The sequence below is a fragment of the Streptomyces sp. NPDC021096 genome (genome assembly GCF_040641275.1).
In the GTDB taxonomy this organism is placed as follows: Bacteria; Actinomycetota; Actinomycetes; order Streptomycetales; family Streptomycetaceae; genus Streptomyces.
This window is the reverse complement of the sequence record NZ_JBFADG010000005.1, coordinates 198,978-212,465: the sequence shown is the minus strand read 5'-3', so window position 1 is coordinate 212,465 and position 13,488 is coordinate 198,978. Positions and strand designations below refer to the sequence as shown.

At 71.9% G+C, this 13,488-nt stretch carries 15 protein-coding genes; 10 read left to right on the top strand and 5 right to left on the bottom strand.

The window, feature by feature from the left end; all coding sequences use genetic code 11:
- Positions 1-196: 196 nt before the first annotated feature.
- On the bottom strand, positions 197-589 hold the full coding sequence (locus AB0G59_RS11385; RefSeq protein ID WP_360910350.1) for a VOC family protein: 393 nt from the start codon (positions 587-589) through the stop codon (positions 197-199).
- 86 nt (positions 590-675) lie between these two features.
- Here AB0G59_RS11385 and AB0G59_RS11380 point away from each other — a divergent pair, with 86 nt between their 5' ends.
- Positions 676-1,224, top strand: a complete 549-nt coding sequence (locus AB0G59_RS11380) for a GNAT family N-acetyltransferase (RefSeq protein ID WP_360910348.1) — start codon at positions 676-678, stop codon at positions 1,222-1,224.
- Between the two features lie 15 nt (positions 1,225-1,239).
- On the opposite strand, the gene AB0G59_RS11375 is transcribed toward AB0G59_RS11380, so the two are convergent.
- From AB0G59_RS11375 to AB0G59_RS11365, 3 genes are read right to left on the bottom strand one after another with little or no spacing between them, the layout of a single operon-like run.
- On the bottom strand, positions 1,240-2,001 hold the full coding sequence (locus tag AB0G59_RS11375; protein WP_360910346.1) for an amino acid ABC transporter ATP-binding protein: 762 nt from the start codon (positions 1,999-2,001) through the stop codon (positions 1,240-1,242).
- Positions 1,998-2,927: an amino acid ABC transporter permease gene (locus AB0G59_RS11370; RefSeq protein ID WP_360910344.1), complete on the bottom strand. Its 930-nt coding sequence runs from the start codon at positions 2,925-2,927 to the stop codon at positions 1,998-2,000. Before AB0G59_RS11370 ends, AB0G59_RS11375 begins: the two co-directional genes overlap by 4 nt.
- Positions 2,924-3,826 (bottom strand): ABC transporter substrate-binding protein, encoded by a 903-nt coding sequence (locus AB0G59_RS11365; protein WP_360910342.1) that lies wholly within the window; start codon positions 3,824-3,826, stop codon positions 2,924-2,926. The genes AB0G59_RS11370 and AB0G59_RS11365 overlap by 4 nt, the downstream gene beginning before the upstream one ends.
- A gap of 383 nt (positions 3,827-4,209) precedes the next feature.
- Here AB0G59_RS11365 and AB0G59_RS11360 point away from each other — a divergent pair, with 383 nt between their 5' ends.
- Genes AB0G59_RS11360 through AB0G59_RS11350 form a run of 3 tightly spaced genes read left to right on the top strand, consistent with a single transcriptional unit; the run spans position 4,210 to position 7,495 of the window.
- A complete protein-coding gene (locus tag AB0G59_RS11360) occupies positions 4,210-5,607 on the top strand; it encodes a DUF6421 family protein (RefSeq protein ID WP_360910340.1) in 1,398 nt (465 codons plus the stop codon).
- Between the two features lie 38 nt (positions 5,608-5,645).
- A complete protein-coding gene (locus AB0G59_RS11355; protein ID WP_360910338.1) occupies positions 5,646-6,407 on the top strand; it encodes an SDR family NAD(P)-dependent oxidoreductase in 762 nt (253 codons plus the stop codon).
- 20 nt (positions 6,408-6,427) lie between these two features.
- The gene (locus tag AB0G59_RS11350; protein WP_071963240.1) at positions 6,428-7,495 is read left to right on the top strand and encodes a low specificity L-threonine aldolase; all 1,068 of its coding nucleotides are present in this window, start codon (positions 6,428-6,430) and stop codon (positions 7,493-7,495) included.
- A 101-nt stretch (positions 7,496-7,596) separates the two neighbouring features.
- On the opposite strand, the gene AB0G59_RS11345 is transcribed toward AB0G59_RS11350, so the two are convergent.
- Entirely contained in the window at positions 7,597-8,325 is a 729-nt protein-coding gene (locus AB0G59_RS11345; protein WP_071963190.1) for a lysophospholipid acyltransferase family protein, read from the bottom strand.
- Between the two features lie 242 nt (positions 8,326-8,567).
- Here AB0G59_RS11345 and AB0G59_RS11340 point away from each other — a divergent pair, with 242 nt between their 5' ends.
- The 6 genes from AB0G59_RS11340 (at position 8,568) to AB0G59_RS11315 (ending at position 13,473) form a co-directional block, all read left to right on the top strand.
- The gene (locus tag AB0G59_RS11340; RefSeq protein WP_360910492.1) at positions 8,568-8,909 is read left to right on the top strand and encodes a thioredoxin family protein; all 342 of its coding nucleotides are present in this window, start codon (positions 8,568-8,570) and stop codon (positions 8,907-8,909) included.
- A gap of 233 nt (positions 8,910-9,142) precedes the next feature.
- Positions 9,143-9,649 (top strand): flavin reductase family protein, encoded by a 507-nt coding sequence (locus AB0G59_RS11335; protein ID WP_360910336.1) that lies wholly within the window; start codon positions 9,143-9,145, stop codon positions 9,647-9,649.
- Positions 9,650-9,837: 188 nt separating this feature from the next.
- Positions 9,838-10,626 carry an electron transfer flavoprotein subunit beta/FixA family protein gene (locus AB0G59_RS11330; protein WP_360910334.1) on the top strand — a complete coding sequence of 263 codons (789 nt, stop codon included), beginning with the start codon at positions 9,838-9,840 and terminating at the stop codon, positions 10,624-10,626.
- 56 nt (positions 10,627-10,682) lie between these two features.
- Positions 10,683-11,645 carry an electron transfer flavoprotein subunit alpha/FixB family protein gene (locus AB0G59_RS11325; RefSeq protein ID WP_360910332.1) on the top strand — a complete coding sequence of 321 codons (963 nt, stop codon included), beginning with the start codon at positions 10,683-10,685 and terminating at the stop codon, positions 11,643-11,645.
- Between the two features lie 195 nt (positions 11,646-11,840).
- The gene (locus AB0G59_RS11320; protein WP_360910330.1) at positions 11,841-12,062 is read left to right on the top strand and encodes a hypothetical protein; all 222 of its coding nucleotides are present in this window, start codon (positions 11,841-11,843) and stop codon (positions 12,060-12,062) included.
- 124 nt (positions 12,063-12,186) lie between these two features.
- Entirely contained in the window at positions 12,187-13,473 is a 1,287-nt protein-coding gene (locus AB0G59_RS11315; protein ID WP_360910327.1) for an aldolase/citrate lyase family protein, read from the top strand.
- Positions 13,474-13,488 lie beyond the last annotated feature (15 nt).

Sequence of the window (13,488 nt, the reverse complement as noted above, 5' to 3'; positions counted from 1 at the left end):
TCCCCGGGACGCGCGTCCACCCCCGGAGAATGCCCGCCGGGGCCGCCTCACACGGGAGCGCACAGGCGCACAGGGGGAGCGCAAGCGGCCCGGTTCGTGCCCCGGCGCAGCGCGGGCACAGGCGGCGTCGGCGCCGGGGCGCTCCGGAGCACGCGACGTGGCGCGACACGGGCCCGACCCTCGGCGGGCGGACCCGTCAGATGCCCGGCCGGTACCGCAGCGGGTGTCCCTCGGGCACCTCCACCACCGCGATGCGCACCCCGTCCGGGTCCGCGATCCACATCTCGATCAGGCCCCACGGCTTCGTCTCCGGCGGCTCCAGCACCTCCACCCCGCGGCTGACGAACTCCTCGTGCGCCCGCGCCGCGTCCGCGACCTGCAACCACAGCTCGATCCCCGGCCCCGGCGGCGCCTGCGACCGGCCCGAGACCTCCAGGAAGCCGCCGCCCAGGAAGTAGACGACCCCGCGCTCGGGGCCCGTGCCGAACTCGCGGTAGACCGCGAGGCCCAGGGCCCCGCCGTAGAAGGCCCGGGTCCGCTCCGGATCGGTCGGCCTCAGCAACACCCTGCTGCTCAGTACGTGCACCATGCCCGCGACTGTACGCATTCCCCTCCTGTTACGTCCGTTAGGGTCGTACATGCGCCCGAAACCGCACGGAGAGGACCTCGCAGCACATGGAGACCACCACGACCCGTACCTCGGAGCCGGTCTTCCGGACCGCTGCCGTCGCCGACGTGCCCGTCCTGGTCGAGCTGGTCGAGTCGGCCTACCGGGGCGACGCCAGCCGCGCGGGATGGACGACCGAGGCCGATCTCCTGGAGGGGCAGCGCACGGACCCCGAGGGCGTCCTGGCGGTGGTCACCGACGCGAACAGCCGGCTGCTGGTGGCCGAGCAGGACGGCGAGACGGTGGCCTGCTGCCACCTCGAACACCGCGGCGACCACGTCTACTTCGGTATGTTCGCGGTCCGCCCGACGGCCCAGGGCGGCGGCCTCGGCAAGCTCGTCATGTCCGAGGCCGAGCGCCTGGCGCGCGCCGAGTGGGACGCCGCGGCGATGCACATGACGGTGATCCGGCAGCGCACCGAGCTGATCGCCTGGTACGAGCGCCGCGGCTACCGGCGCACGGGGCGGATGAGCCCCTTCCCGTACGGCGACGAGCGCTTCGGCATCCCGCAGCGCGACGACCTCGAGTTCGAGCTGCTGGTCAAGGAACTGGACTGACGCGGGGGCCGGCCCTCACAGCCGGCCCGCCTCGACGAGCCGTCGCAGGAAGCGCCGGGTCCGCTCCTGCCGCGGCTCGCCGAAGACCTCGCCCGGGGTGCCGCGCTCCAGCACCACGCCGCCGTCCAGGAAGCACACCTGGTCGGCGACGTCCCGGGCGAAGCCCATCTCGTGCGTGGCCAGGACCATGGTCATGCCCTCGTCCTTGAGGTCGCGCACGACGCCCAGCACCTCGCCGACCAGCTCCGGGTCGAGGGCCGCGGTGATCTCGTCGAGCAGCAGCAGCCGGGGACGGGCCGCCAACGCGCGGACGATCGCCACCCGTTGCTGCTGGCCGCCGCTGAGCCGGTCCGGGTACTCGTCCGCCTTGCCGCCCAGGCCGAGCCGCGCCAGCAGCTCGCGCGCCCGCTCCTCCGCCTCCGCGCGCGGCACGCCGTGCACCCGGCGCGGGGCGAGGGTGATGTTCTCCAGCACGCTCATGTGCGGGAAGAGGTTGTACGCCTGGAAGACCACGCCGATGCGGCGGCGCACGGTGTCGGGGTCCACGCGCGGATCGGTGATCTCCTCGCCGTCGAGGAAGATCGCGCCGTCGTCGATCTCCTCCAGCAGGTTCGCGCACCGCAGCAGCGTCGACTTGCCCGAACCCGATGCGCCGATCAGCGCGGTGACGGTGTGCGGGGCGACCTCCAGGTCCACGTCCCGCAGGACGACCGTGCTCCCGAAGGTCTTGCGCACCGCTTCCAGGCGCAGCACCGGCTCGTCCGGACGCTCGCTCATACGATCCCTCCCTGGGCCCGGCGGCGGTCCATCCGGGCGGTGACGGAGTCGGTGAACCGGGTCATCGGAATGGTGAGCGCCACGAAGATCAGCCCGGCGACGACGTAGGGGGTGTAGTTGAAGCTCTTGCTCGCCGTGATCTGCGCCGCGTACACGGCGTCGACCGCGCCCGCGATGGAGACCAGGCCGGTGTCCTTCTGCAGCGAGACCAGGTCGTTGAGCAGGGGCGGCACGACGCGCCGCACGGCCTGGGGCAGGACCACGAAGCGCAGCGTCTGCCCGCTGCCGAGCCCCAGCGAACGGGCGGCGGCGCGCTGGCTGGGGTGGACGGACTCGATGCCGGCGCGGAACACCTCGGCCACGTAGGCGGAGTACGTCAGCACCAGCGCCGTCCCGCCCAGCAGCACCGGATCGGTGGTGACGCCCTGCAGCCGCAGCGCCGGGATGCCGAAGACCACCATGAGCAGGCAGATGATCAGCGGCAGCCCGCGGAAGAAGTCCGTGTAGGCGGTGGCGAGGGCGCGCAGCGGGAAGAACACCGGGCCGCGCAGGGTACGGGCGACCGCGATCAGCATGCCCAGGACGAGCACCGCCGCCCCGCAGACGAGCAGCAGCCGGAAGTTGAGCCAGAGCCCGTCGAGGATCTCCGGCAGGGCCTCGCGTGCGTAGTGGGCGCTGAAGAACGTCTCGCGGGTGCGCGGCCAGCCGGGGGAGTTGACGATGACGAGGAAGAGCACGACGCCGGTGACCAGCGTGCTGACCGCCGCGACGGCGGTGGCCCGGCGGGTCCGCGCCCGCTTGAACCGCTCCCGCTCCAGGCGGCGCGCGGACGGTACGTACCCGTCCTCGGTCACCGGCGGCGCGTCCTGTGTCTTGCGCGGCTCCTGTGCCCCCTGCTGCGTGGGCACCGCGTCCCCGGCCGTCATGAGAGCACCGGCGCGCCGACGGTCGCGGACAGCCACTGCTTCTCCAGCCGGGCGAGCGTGCCGTCCTTGCGCAGCGCGTCGACGGCGTTGCTGACGCAGCCGGTGAGGGGGCTGCCCTTGTCGAGGACGAGCCCGAACTGCTCCTGCCGCCCGTTCGCGGCGCCCTTGGCGTCCTTCGGGTCGAACTGACCGACGATCTTCGCCTCGGGCACCTCGGCGGAGGTGATGAAGAAGGCGGTGGGCAGGTCGACGACGATGGCGTCGACCTGGCCGTTCTTGAGCGCGGTCTTGGCGTAGTCGTTCTTCTGGAAGACGGCGGGCTTGTGGTCCGGCTTGATGACCTCGTCGACGATGTCCAGGCTGGTGGTGCCCACCTGGGCGCCGAGCCTGGCGTGCCTCAGGCCGTCGATCGTGGTGGCCTTGGCCGCGTCCGAGGTCTTCAGGGCGATGACGGCCTGCCGTACGTCGTAGTAGCCGGAGGAGAAGTCCACGGCCCGGCGGCGCTCGTCGCTGACGGAGATCTGGTTGATGTCGAAGTCGAACTTCTTGGCCCCGGGCGCGACGGAGGTGTTGAAGGGCACGGTCTGCCAGAGGACCTCGGAGCGGCCGTAGCCGAGCTTGTCGGCGACCGCGTAGGCGACGGCCGACTCGAAGCCCTTGCCGTTGGCAGGGTCGTCGTCGACGAACCAGGGGGCGTAGGCGGGCTTGTCCGTCCCCACGGTGAGCTTCCCGGCGGCCCGGGTCGCCAGCCGTTCCTTGGCGCACGCGGCCGCCTGCGCGGCGGGGGAGCCGGGGGGCTTCGCCGCGCCGGTCTCCTCCTGCGGGGCGCAGCCGGTGGCCGCGGCGAGGAGGACGAGGAGGGCTGCGGCCAGGCGTCTGGGCTGGGTGGCGACGGACATGGCGTGAGACTGGCAGCGCGCGCTGTGATCTGTCCAGGTCAAGGCCATGAACCGTCCGAATGGCGGACGGTTGTTTCCGGATCATGAACGCGCGGCCGACGGACGTACGCGCTCCCGACCGAAGAACGGCCGAAGACCGACCGGAGACCGACCGAAGGCCGGTCGAAGCAAGAGATGGCCGGAAACAGTCGGTGCGACGGGCGGGTCTGCGGTGTTGCGAGTGAGGATTGAGCGCCCACGATGCCCTGAACGGCCGAGGTCGACAGGAAAAAAGGCTGTACGACGGGGGCTCGACAGGATAATTTATGGCTCAACCCCTTGAGTCGAAGAACCGCGCATGGATACGGTGTCTTAACGCCAGGTTCTCCCGAGGAGGGGTAGTCGTGACGGAAATTCTTGCGTCGACAGCCGCAAAATCCGACATTTTGTCTGTTGATCGCGTCGTGGAGCACCCGGCTTGGGCCGAGCTCAAGGCCGCTGTGGAGACGATTCGGCCGTGGCAGTCCGCCGACGGCTCCATCGACCTCGCGACCGAGGACGCACCACCGGGCGCGACGGTCCGCGCCCAGGTCGACACGGTCATAGCCGCGGTCGAGCAGCTCTCGCCGCTCCTCCCGCACGACGCCGCGTACCACGCGGCACTCGTGGCGGACCTGCGCCGCTGGGCCGACACGGGCTTCGGCGTGCCGGACTTCCTCGACTCGCTGCTGGCCTTCCAGCCGGCCGCCCGCCGCGAGGACGGCCGCCAGCACCTGGTTGTCTTCCCGATGTACACCCAGAACGGCAACCCCAACCGCAACTTCGAGGCCGTCGTCCTGCGCATGGTCTGGCCCGAGTGGCTCTCCGAGCTGGAGCGCACCCGCTACGACAACCCGCTCTTCCTCGGCATCACCTTCGAGGACTTCACCGCGGGCTACGACACCAACTCCGCGGTCCTCTTCCCCGAGACCATCGCCGTCCGCGAGGCCCCCGAGCGCTTCACCTGGGGCGGCATCTTCTGCGACCGCGAGGCCGCCCGCTTCCGCCGCATCACCGAGTCCGCCGTCGAGACGCTGCGCCTCGACCTGCCGGCCGACATCGCCGAGATGGTCGGCGACCAGGACCGCTGCGAGCAGGCCTTCGTCCTGTGGGACATGGTCCACGACCGCACCCACAGCCACGGCGACCTGCCGTTCGACCCCTTCATGATCAAGCAGCGGCAGCCGTTCTGGATGTACGGCCTGGAGGAGCTGCGCTGCGACCTCACGGCCTTCAAGGAGGCCGTGAAGCTCGAGGCCGACGGCTACACCCAGGCCCGTGACGTGCAGTTCGCCGTCCTCTTCGACCGGATGTTCCGCTTCCCGATCACCGGCGAGCGCGTCCGCAACTACGACGGTCTGGGCGGCCAGCTGCTCTTCGCCTACCTCCACAAGCACGACGTCGTACGCTGGACGGACAACACACTGCACATCGACTGGGAGCGTGCTCCGCAGGTCACCAACCAGCTCTGCGGCGAGATCGAGAAGCTCTACCGCGACGGTATCGACCGCCCCAAGCTGGTCCACTGGTTCGCCGCCTACGAACTCGTCTCGACCTACCTCGCCCCGCACCCCGGATCCGTGTGGGCCAAGGGCCCCGACGCCCTCGACCTCTCCCTTCCGCCGCGCAAGCTGGTGGACGACGTGCTTCCGGACGAGTTCCCGCTCAGCATGTTCTACGAGGCCCTTGCCAAGAAGCTGCGTGGCGTGATCGCCTCGACCAAGGGGATCACTGCTGCGGACATGGCGCAGGTGGCCGCGTGAGCGAGAACGAGACCGGGCAACAGGAGGAGGCGACCAGCATGAGCACTGCGACCAACGGCAACGGCCCGCTGGAGGGTGCCGTCGTGGCGGTGGCGGGAGCGGCCGGCCCGGCGGGCCGGGCGACCCTGCTGCGCCTGGCGGAGGCCGGGGCGACCGTGGTCGCCTCCGACGCGGACGCGGCCCGCCTCGCCGAGGCCGTGGACGCCGCCCGCTACGCCCACGGCGGCGCCACCGTCACCGGTGACACCGTCGACCTGCTCGACCTCGACGCCGCCCGCGCCTGGGCCGACCGCACCGAGAAGGAATTCGGCCGCGTCGACGGCCTGATCCACCTCGTGGGCGGCTGGCGCGGCTCGGCGACCTTCGCCGAGACCGACCTGGCCGACTGGGAGCTGCTGGAAAGGCTCCTCATCCGCACCGTCCAGCACACCTCGCTGGCCTTCGAGGGTCCCCTGGCCCGCAGTGGCAACGGCCGGTACGTGCTCGTCAGCGCCGCCGGCGCCAGCAAGCCCACCGCCGGCAACGCCGCCTACTCCGCCTCCAAGGCCGCCGCCGAGGCCTGGACGCTCGCCCTCGCGGACTCCTTCCGCAAGGCCGGCGGCGACCAGGAGCCGCCCGCCGCGGCCGCCATCGTGGTGGTCAAGGCGCTGGTGCACGACGCCATGCGGGCCGAACGACCCACCGCCAAGTTCGCGGGCTTCACCGACGTCAAGGACCTCGCCGAGGCCATCGCCGGCCTCTGGGACAAGCCCGCCCAGGAAGTGAACGGAACCCGTCAGTGGCTCACCCCGCACGTCTGACCGACAACCCCGGCACCGCCCTGCCGGCCACCGACGCGATACGCCGCCACGACCCCGCGGTGCGCGGCTTCGCCAGCGACAACTACGCCGGCGCGCACCCCGAGGTCCTCGCGGCGCTCGCCCTCGCCAACGGCGGCCACCAGGTCGCCTACGGCGAGGACGACTACACCGCGCACCTGCAGGACGTCATGCGGGCCCACTTCGGGCCCACGGCCGAGGCCTTCCCGGTCTTCAACGGCACGGGCGCCAACGTCGTCGCCCTCCAGGCCGCCACCGAGCGCTGGGGCGCGGTGATCTGCGCCTCCTCCGCGCACATCAACGTCGACGAGTGCGGTGCGCCCGAGCGCGTCGGCGGCCTGAAGCTGCTCCACGTGCCGACCGAGCACGGCAAGCTCACCCCCGAGCTGATCGACCGCGAGGCGTGGGGCTGGGACGACGAGCACCGGGCCCAGCCGCAGGTCGTCTCGATCACCCAGACGACCGAGCTGGGCACCTGCTACACGCCCGAGGAGATCCGCGAGATCTGCGATCACGCCCACGAGCGGGGCATGAAGGTCCACCTCGACGGCTCCCGCATCGCGAACGCGGCGGCCACCCTCGGGGTGCCGCTGCGGGCCTTCACCACCGACGCCGGCGTGGACCTGCTCTCCTTCGGCGGCACCAAGAACGGCATGGTCTTCGGCGAGTGCGTCGTCGTCCTCAACCCGGACGCGGTGCGGGCGATGAAGCACCTGCGCAAGCTGTCGATGCAGCTCGCCTCGAAGATGCGCTTCGTCTCCGTCCAGTTCGAGGCGCTGCTCTCGGGCGACCTGTGGCTGCGCAGCGCCTCCCACGCCAACGCCATGGCGGCGCGCCTGGCCGAGGGCGTACGGGACGTGGAGGGCGTCGAGGTGCTGCACCCGGTGCAGTCCAACGCCGTCTTCGCCCGGCTCCCGCACGACGTGAGCGAGCGCCTGCAGAAGCGCTACCGCTTCTACTTCTGGGACGAGACGGCCGGCGACGTGCGCTGGATGTGCTCCTTCGACACCACCGAGGCCGATGTGGACGCCTTCACCGCGGCCGTCGCCGAGGAGATGGCCAAGCAGTAGCAGCGCGTAGCAGCCCTCCCCACGGTGACGTACGACCGTGGAGACGCCGGAGCCCCCGGCCGCTCATCGAGCGGCCGGGGGCTCCTGGGCGTTTGCGCGTACTAGCGCCGGTCCGTGCCCGCGGCCTGGGCCGGGGTCGGGGCCGTGCCGCCGAGGTGGGCCGGGATCCACCAGCTGTCGCCCGGGCCCTCGGTCCGCACCGGATAGGCCCGCTGAGCCGACTCCAGCAGGCCCTGGACACGGGAACGCACGCGCTCGGTGACGGTGTCGGCGGACTCCTCCGCGCCGGCGGTCACCGGCTCGCCCACCCTTATGGCCACCGGGATGTGGTCACGGCCCAGATTGCGCTTCTGGCCCTTGGTCCACAGCCGCTGGGTGCCCCACAGCGCCATCGGCACCAGCGGCACCCCGGCCTCCTGCGCCAGCCGCGCCGCGCCGGACTTGAAGTTCTTGAGCGTGAAGGACGTGGAGATCGTCGCCTCCGGGAACACGCCGATGATCTCACCCGAACGCAGGGCGGTCAGCGCGTGCCGGTAGGCCTCCAGGCCCGCCGCGCGGTCGACGGGGATGTGCTTCATCGCCCGCATGAGCGGCCCGGACACCTTGTGCCGGAACACCGAATCCTTCGCCATGAAGCGCACCAGCCGCTTGGCGGGGCGCGCCGCCAGACCGCAGAAGACGAAGTCGAGGTACCCGATGTGGTTGCTCACCAGCACCGCCCCGCCGCGCTGCGGAATGTGCTCGGTGCCCTGGATGTCGAAGCGCAGATCGAGCGCCTTGAACATGGTGCGGGCCACTCCGATCACCGGGGGGTAGACGAGCTCTGCCATATCGGGAAGTTCCTTCCGGGCCTGGGGAGGGTGCTCCCACGGAAATGGTGAAGGGGTGCGGTTCTCAAGTTACGCGGCCGTAGGGTGTCGGCTTCCGGCAGATCGTGCCTGAATGCCCGGCCCGCGGGCCAGCGGGGAGGCCCCATGGGCCGGGAGATCCTCGTCACGTCGCGAAATTTTCCCGGTTCGGACGGTGCTGGAGGAAGGGAGTCGGACACGGAAGAAGGAGGACGCGCGTGCCCGTGCGGTACGAGGACGCCCGCGAGGGGGACGGGGCCCGGTGGCTCGGCGCCGACGGGATCGGTGCGGAGCTCGGGCGGCGCGCCACGCTCGTACAGTTCTCCAGCGCCTTCTGCCGGCCCTGCGCGGCGACCCGGCGCGTCCTCGCGGACGTCGCCGCCATGGTCGAGGGCGTCACGCACGTCGAGGTCGACGCGGAGGCGCACCTGGAGCTGGTGCGCGCCCTGGACATCGGCGCCACCCCCACCACGCTCGTCCTCGACGCCGCCGGCCGCGAGGTGCGGCGCGCCGTCGGCCAGCCGCGCAAGGCGGACGTCATCGCGGCACTGGGCGCGGCGGTCTGACGGGCCGTGATCCACCTCCCAGATCGCAGGCGTCCCTTGACGTCGCACGCCCTGAATCGTCACTGTGACGCTATGTGGCCTGGGCTCCTTCTCCATGGACGCGCGTACGTGGATCTCCTGCGGACCGCGAGCGCGCGCTGTCCGAGTCCGTGAGCACCCGCACCGCAGCGCCCCCGGCGCCGCTCCCGGCTCGATCCCCCGGCAGCCCCGACCTCCCGGCAGAAGGACCCCTCATGACGGCCTCGCCCGACCTCGGCACGCACCGCACCGCCACTCCCGAACTGCTGCGCTCGGTCTTCCGCAGGCATGCGGCCGGCGTCGCCGTGATCACGGCCCGGGGCGCCCGCCCGGCCGGCTTCACCGCCACGTCGCTGACCTCGGTGGCGGCCGAGCCCCCGCTGATCTCCTTCGGCGTCGGCACCGGCTCCTCCAGCTGGCCCGTCCTGGCCGAGGCGGAACACGTCGGCGTGCACATACTCGGCGAGCACCAGCAGGAGCTGGCCGCCACCTTCGCGCGCAGCGGCGCCGACCGCTTCGCCGCCCCCACCCGCTGGTACTCGGGCCCCCACGGGGTGCCGGTGCTGGAGGACGTCCTGGCCTGGATGGTCTGCCGTGTGGTGGCCCGGGTGCCCGCCGGCGACCACCGCCTGGTGCTGGCCGAGGCGGTGGCCGGCGACCCCACCGGGGACGGCCGCCCGCTCCTCTACCACCAGGGCCGCTTCAACGGATTGCGGGACTGATACATCCCCCTCCGCCGCGTTGGGCAGATCACAGTCGAGCGGCCTTGCGTTCGGCGCACACCCTCGATGTACTGACGAGTAACATTCCGGTGGGAGCGGGGCCCGCACCCGACCGGGGTCCGCCCCCAAGGCGCCTATGCTGCCTGCCAAGGCAGCTTTGATAGAGACGATGCAGTAGGAGAGCCGGCGTGAGCTTGAGGATCGTTGTCACTGTGAAGTACGTGCCCGACGCCACCGGCGACCGGCACTTCGCCGAGGACCTGACCGTCGACCGTGACGACGTGGACGGTCTGCTCTCGGAGCTCGACGAGTACGCGGTCGAGCAGGCGCTGCAGATCAAGGAGGCGAACGACGACGAGGCGGAGATCACCGTCCTGACCGTCGGCCCCGAGGACGCCAAGGACGCCCTGCGCAAGGCGCTGTCCATGGGCGCCGACAAGGCCGTCCACGTCGAGGACGACGACCTGCACGGCACCGACGCGCTGGGCACCTCGCTGGTGCTGGCCAAGGCCCTCGAGCACGTCGGCTACGACCTCGTCATCTCCGGCATGGCCTCCACCGACGGCGGCATGGGCGTCGTCCCGGCGATGCTCGCCGAGCGCCTGGGCGTCCCGCAGGTGACCCTGCTCTCCGAGGTCGCGGTCGAGGGCGGCAAGGTGACCGGCCGCCGTGACGGCGACGCCGCCAGCGAGCAGCTGGAGGCCTCCCTCCCGGCCGTCGTGTCCGTCACCGACCAGTCCGGCGAGGCCCGCTACCCGTCCTTCAAGGGCATCATGGCCGCCAAGAAGAAGCCGGTGGAGTCCCTGGACCTCTCCGACCTCGGCCTCGAGGCCGAAGAGGTCGGCCTCGAGGGCGCCTGGACCACGGTCGACGAGGCCACCGAGCGCCCGGCCCGCACGGCCGGCACGATCGTCAAGGACGAGGGCGAGGGCGGCAAGCAGCTCGCCGAGTTCCTCGCGGGCCAGAAGTTCATCTGAGCTCCTGACACCCGATCCCTCAACCGCCCTCGCAATTCCCGCAGGAGTGCAGATCCATGGCTGAAGTCCTCGTCTACGTCGACCACGTGGACGGTGCCGTCCGCAAGCCCACCCTCGAGCTGCTGACCCTCGCCCGCCGCATCGGCGAGCCCGTCGCCGTGCACCTGGGTGCGGGTGCGGACACCGCCGCCGCGACGCTCGCCGAGTACGGCGCGGTCAAGGTCCTCACCGCCGACGCCGCCGAGTTCGCCGACTACCTCGTCGTACCGAAGGTGGACGCGCTCGAGGCCGCGTACAACGCCGTCTCCCCGGCCGCCGTGCTCGTCCCCTCCTCCGCGGAGGGCAAGGAGATCGCGGCCCGCCTCGCGGTCCGCATCGGCTCCGGCATCATCACCGACGCCGTCGACCTGGAGGTCGGCGACGAGGGCCCGGTGGCCACGCAGTCCGTCTTCGCGGCCTCGTACTCCACCAAGTCCCGCGTCACCAAGGGCACCCCGGTCATCACCGTCAAGCCCAACTCCGCCGCCCCGGAGGCCGCCCCGGCCGCCGGCACGGTCGAGCAGCTGGCCGTCTCCTTCGGCGAGAAGGCCACCGGCACCAAGGTCGTCTCCCGCACCCCGCGCGAGTCCACCGGCCGCCCCGAGCTGACCGAGGCCGCGATCGTGGTCTCCGGCGGCCGCGGCGTCAACGGCGCCGAGAACTTCCCCGTCATCGAGGCCCTGGCCGACTCCCTCGGTGCGGCCGTCGGCGCCTCCCGCGCCGCCGTCGACGCCGGCTGGTACCCGCACACCAACCAGGTCGGCCAGACCGGCAAGTCCGTCTCGCCGCAGCTCTACATCGCGGCCGGCATCTCCGGTGCCATCCAGCACCGCGCCGGTATGCAGACGTCGAAGACCATCGTCGCCGTCAACAAGGACGCCGAGGCCCCGATCTTCGACCTCGTCGACTACGGCGTCGTCGGCGACCTCTTCCAGGTCGTCCCGCAGCTCACCGAGGAGATCACCGCCCGCAAGGGCTGATCCCGCACGGCACGCGTGTCGCCCCGCCGCCCCCGGCCACCGGCCGGGGGCGGCTGCGTCGTGCCGCACGTCCGCCGCGTCCGTTCGGGTGACCTTGGCCGGTACGGGGGTGTCCGGCCGAGCCGGTCGCTGGAAGAGATGACCGTGGACCACCGGAATCTGCGCACGGCGCCGCACGGACGACGAGGAAGCCCCATGCCCAGTGAACAGACCGACACCGTGGCGCGGTTTCTCCACGCCCTGAGCCCCGCCAGCCGGGAGGACGTCCAACAGCTCTCCCGCGAACAGCAGGAGAAGCTGGCGCAGGAGTGGGAGAAACACCTGCGCGACGACACCGATCTGATGGCGCTGAGCGAACTCGACCCGGCCACCGCGGAGCACCGTGCCGCCGAGGGCGTCGCCAAGGAATTCTTCTGACGCGGCTTCTGACACGGCTGACGCGGCTTCTGACGCGGCCGGGGTGTTGACCCCCTCACCGCCCCCTCGCTAACTTCGCGCTGCGGATGGTCGATTCCGTTCAGCGGAAACGCGGAGGAGTGGCATGGGGCAGCAGCGCGTCGCGACGACCTTCGGAACCACCGTGAGCGAGGGCGTCGGCGCCCTGCTCGCGGACGTCGACACCGAGCTCGCCCGGCGCTACCCGGGCGACCCCGGCACCCGCCAGCCCGTGCACACCGTCTACGTCCCGGCCGACGCCTTCGACGCCGGCACCCTCCGCTCCTGGGGCGATGCCGCCCTCGCCGCCCTCGATGAACACGCCCCCGACGCCGCCGCGTTCGCCGCCGTGCTCGGCCTGTCCGACGAACTCGCCGGCCCGGTGTACGAGCGCGTGCGCGCCAAGCTGGAGCGCGAGCCGGTGGAGGACCTGCGCATCGACTTCGAGGACGGCTACGGCCCGCGCCCGGACGCCGAGGAGGACGCCGCGGCCGCCCGCGCGGCCGCCCTGGTGGCCGAGGCCTGCGCGCAGGGCACGGCTGCCCCGTACATGGGCATCCGCATGAAGTGCCTGGAGGCGGCCGTCCGCGACCGGGCGATACGCACCCTCGACATCTTCCTCACCGGCCTCATGGAGGCGGGCGGGCTGCCCGGCGCCCTCGTGCTGACCCTGCCCAAGGTCACCTACCCCGAGCAGGTGACCGCGATGGTCCGGCTGACCGAGGAGTTCGAGAAGGCCCACGCCCTGCCCACCGGGCGCATCGGGTTCGAGATACAGATCGAGACCACCCAGGCCGTCCTCGGCGCCGACGGACGGGCCACGGTCGCCCGGCTCATCGACGCCGGACAGGGCCGCGTCACCTCGTTGCACTACGGCACCTTCGACTACAGCGCCGCGTGCTCGGTCGCCGCCGCCCACCAGGCGCCCGACCACCCGGCGGCCGACCACGCCAAGGCCGTCATGCAGACGGCGGCCGCCGGCACCGGCGTACGGCTCTCGGACGGCTCGACCAACGTGCTGCCCGTCGGCACCACGGAGCAGGTCCACGCGGCCTGGCGCCTGCACCACCGGCTCGTACGCCGCTCCCTGGCCCGCGCGTACTACCAGGGCTGGGACATGCACCCGGCCCACCTGCCCACCCGCTACGCCGCCGTCTACGCCTTCTACCGCGAAGGGCTCGAAGCGGCCGCCGCCCGCCTCGTGGCGTACGTCGGGAAGCGCGGCGGCGACGTGCTGGACGAGCCCGCCACGGCCCGCGCGCTCAGCGGCCACCTGCTGCGGGGGCTGGACTGCGGGGCCGTGGACGCGGACGAGGTGGACCGTCTCACCGGGCTGGACCGGGCCGCCCTGGAGAGTCTGGCCGGGCGTACGGTCGCCGGGCGGGCCGACTAGTCAACGTGCTCCATA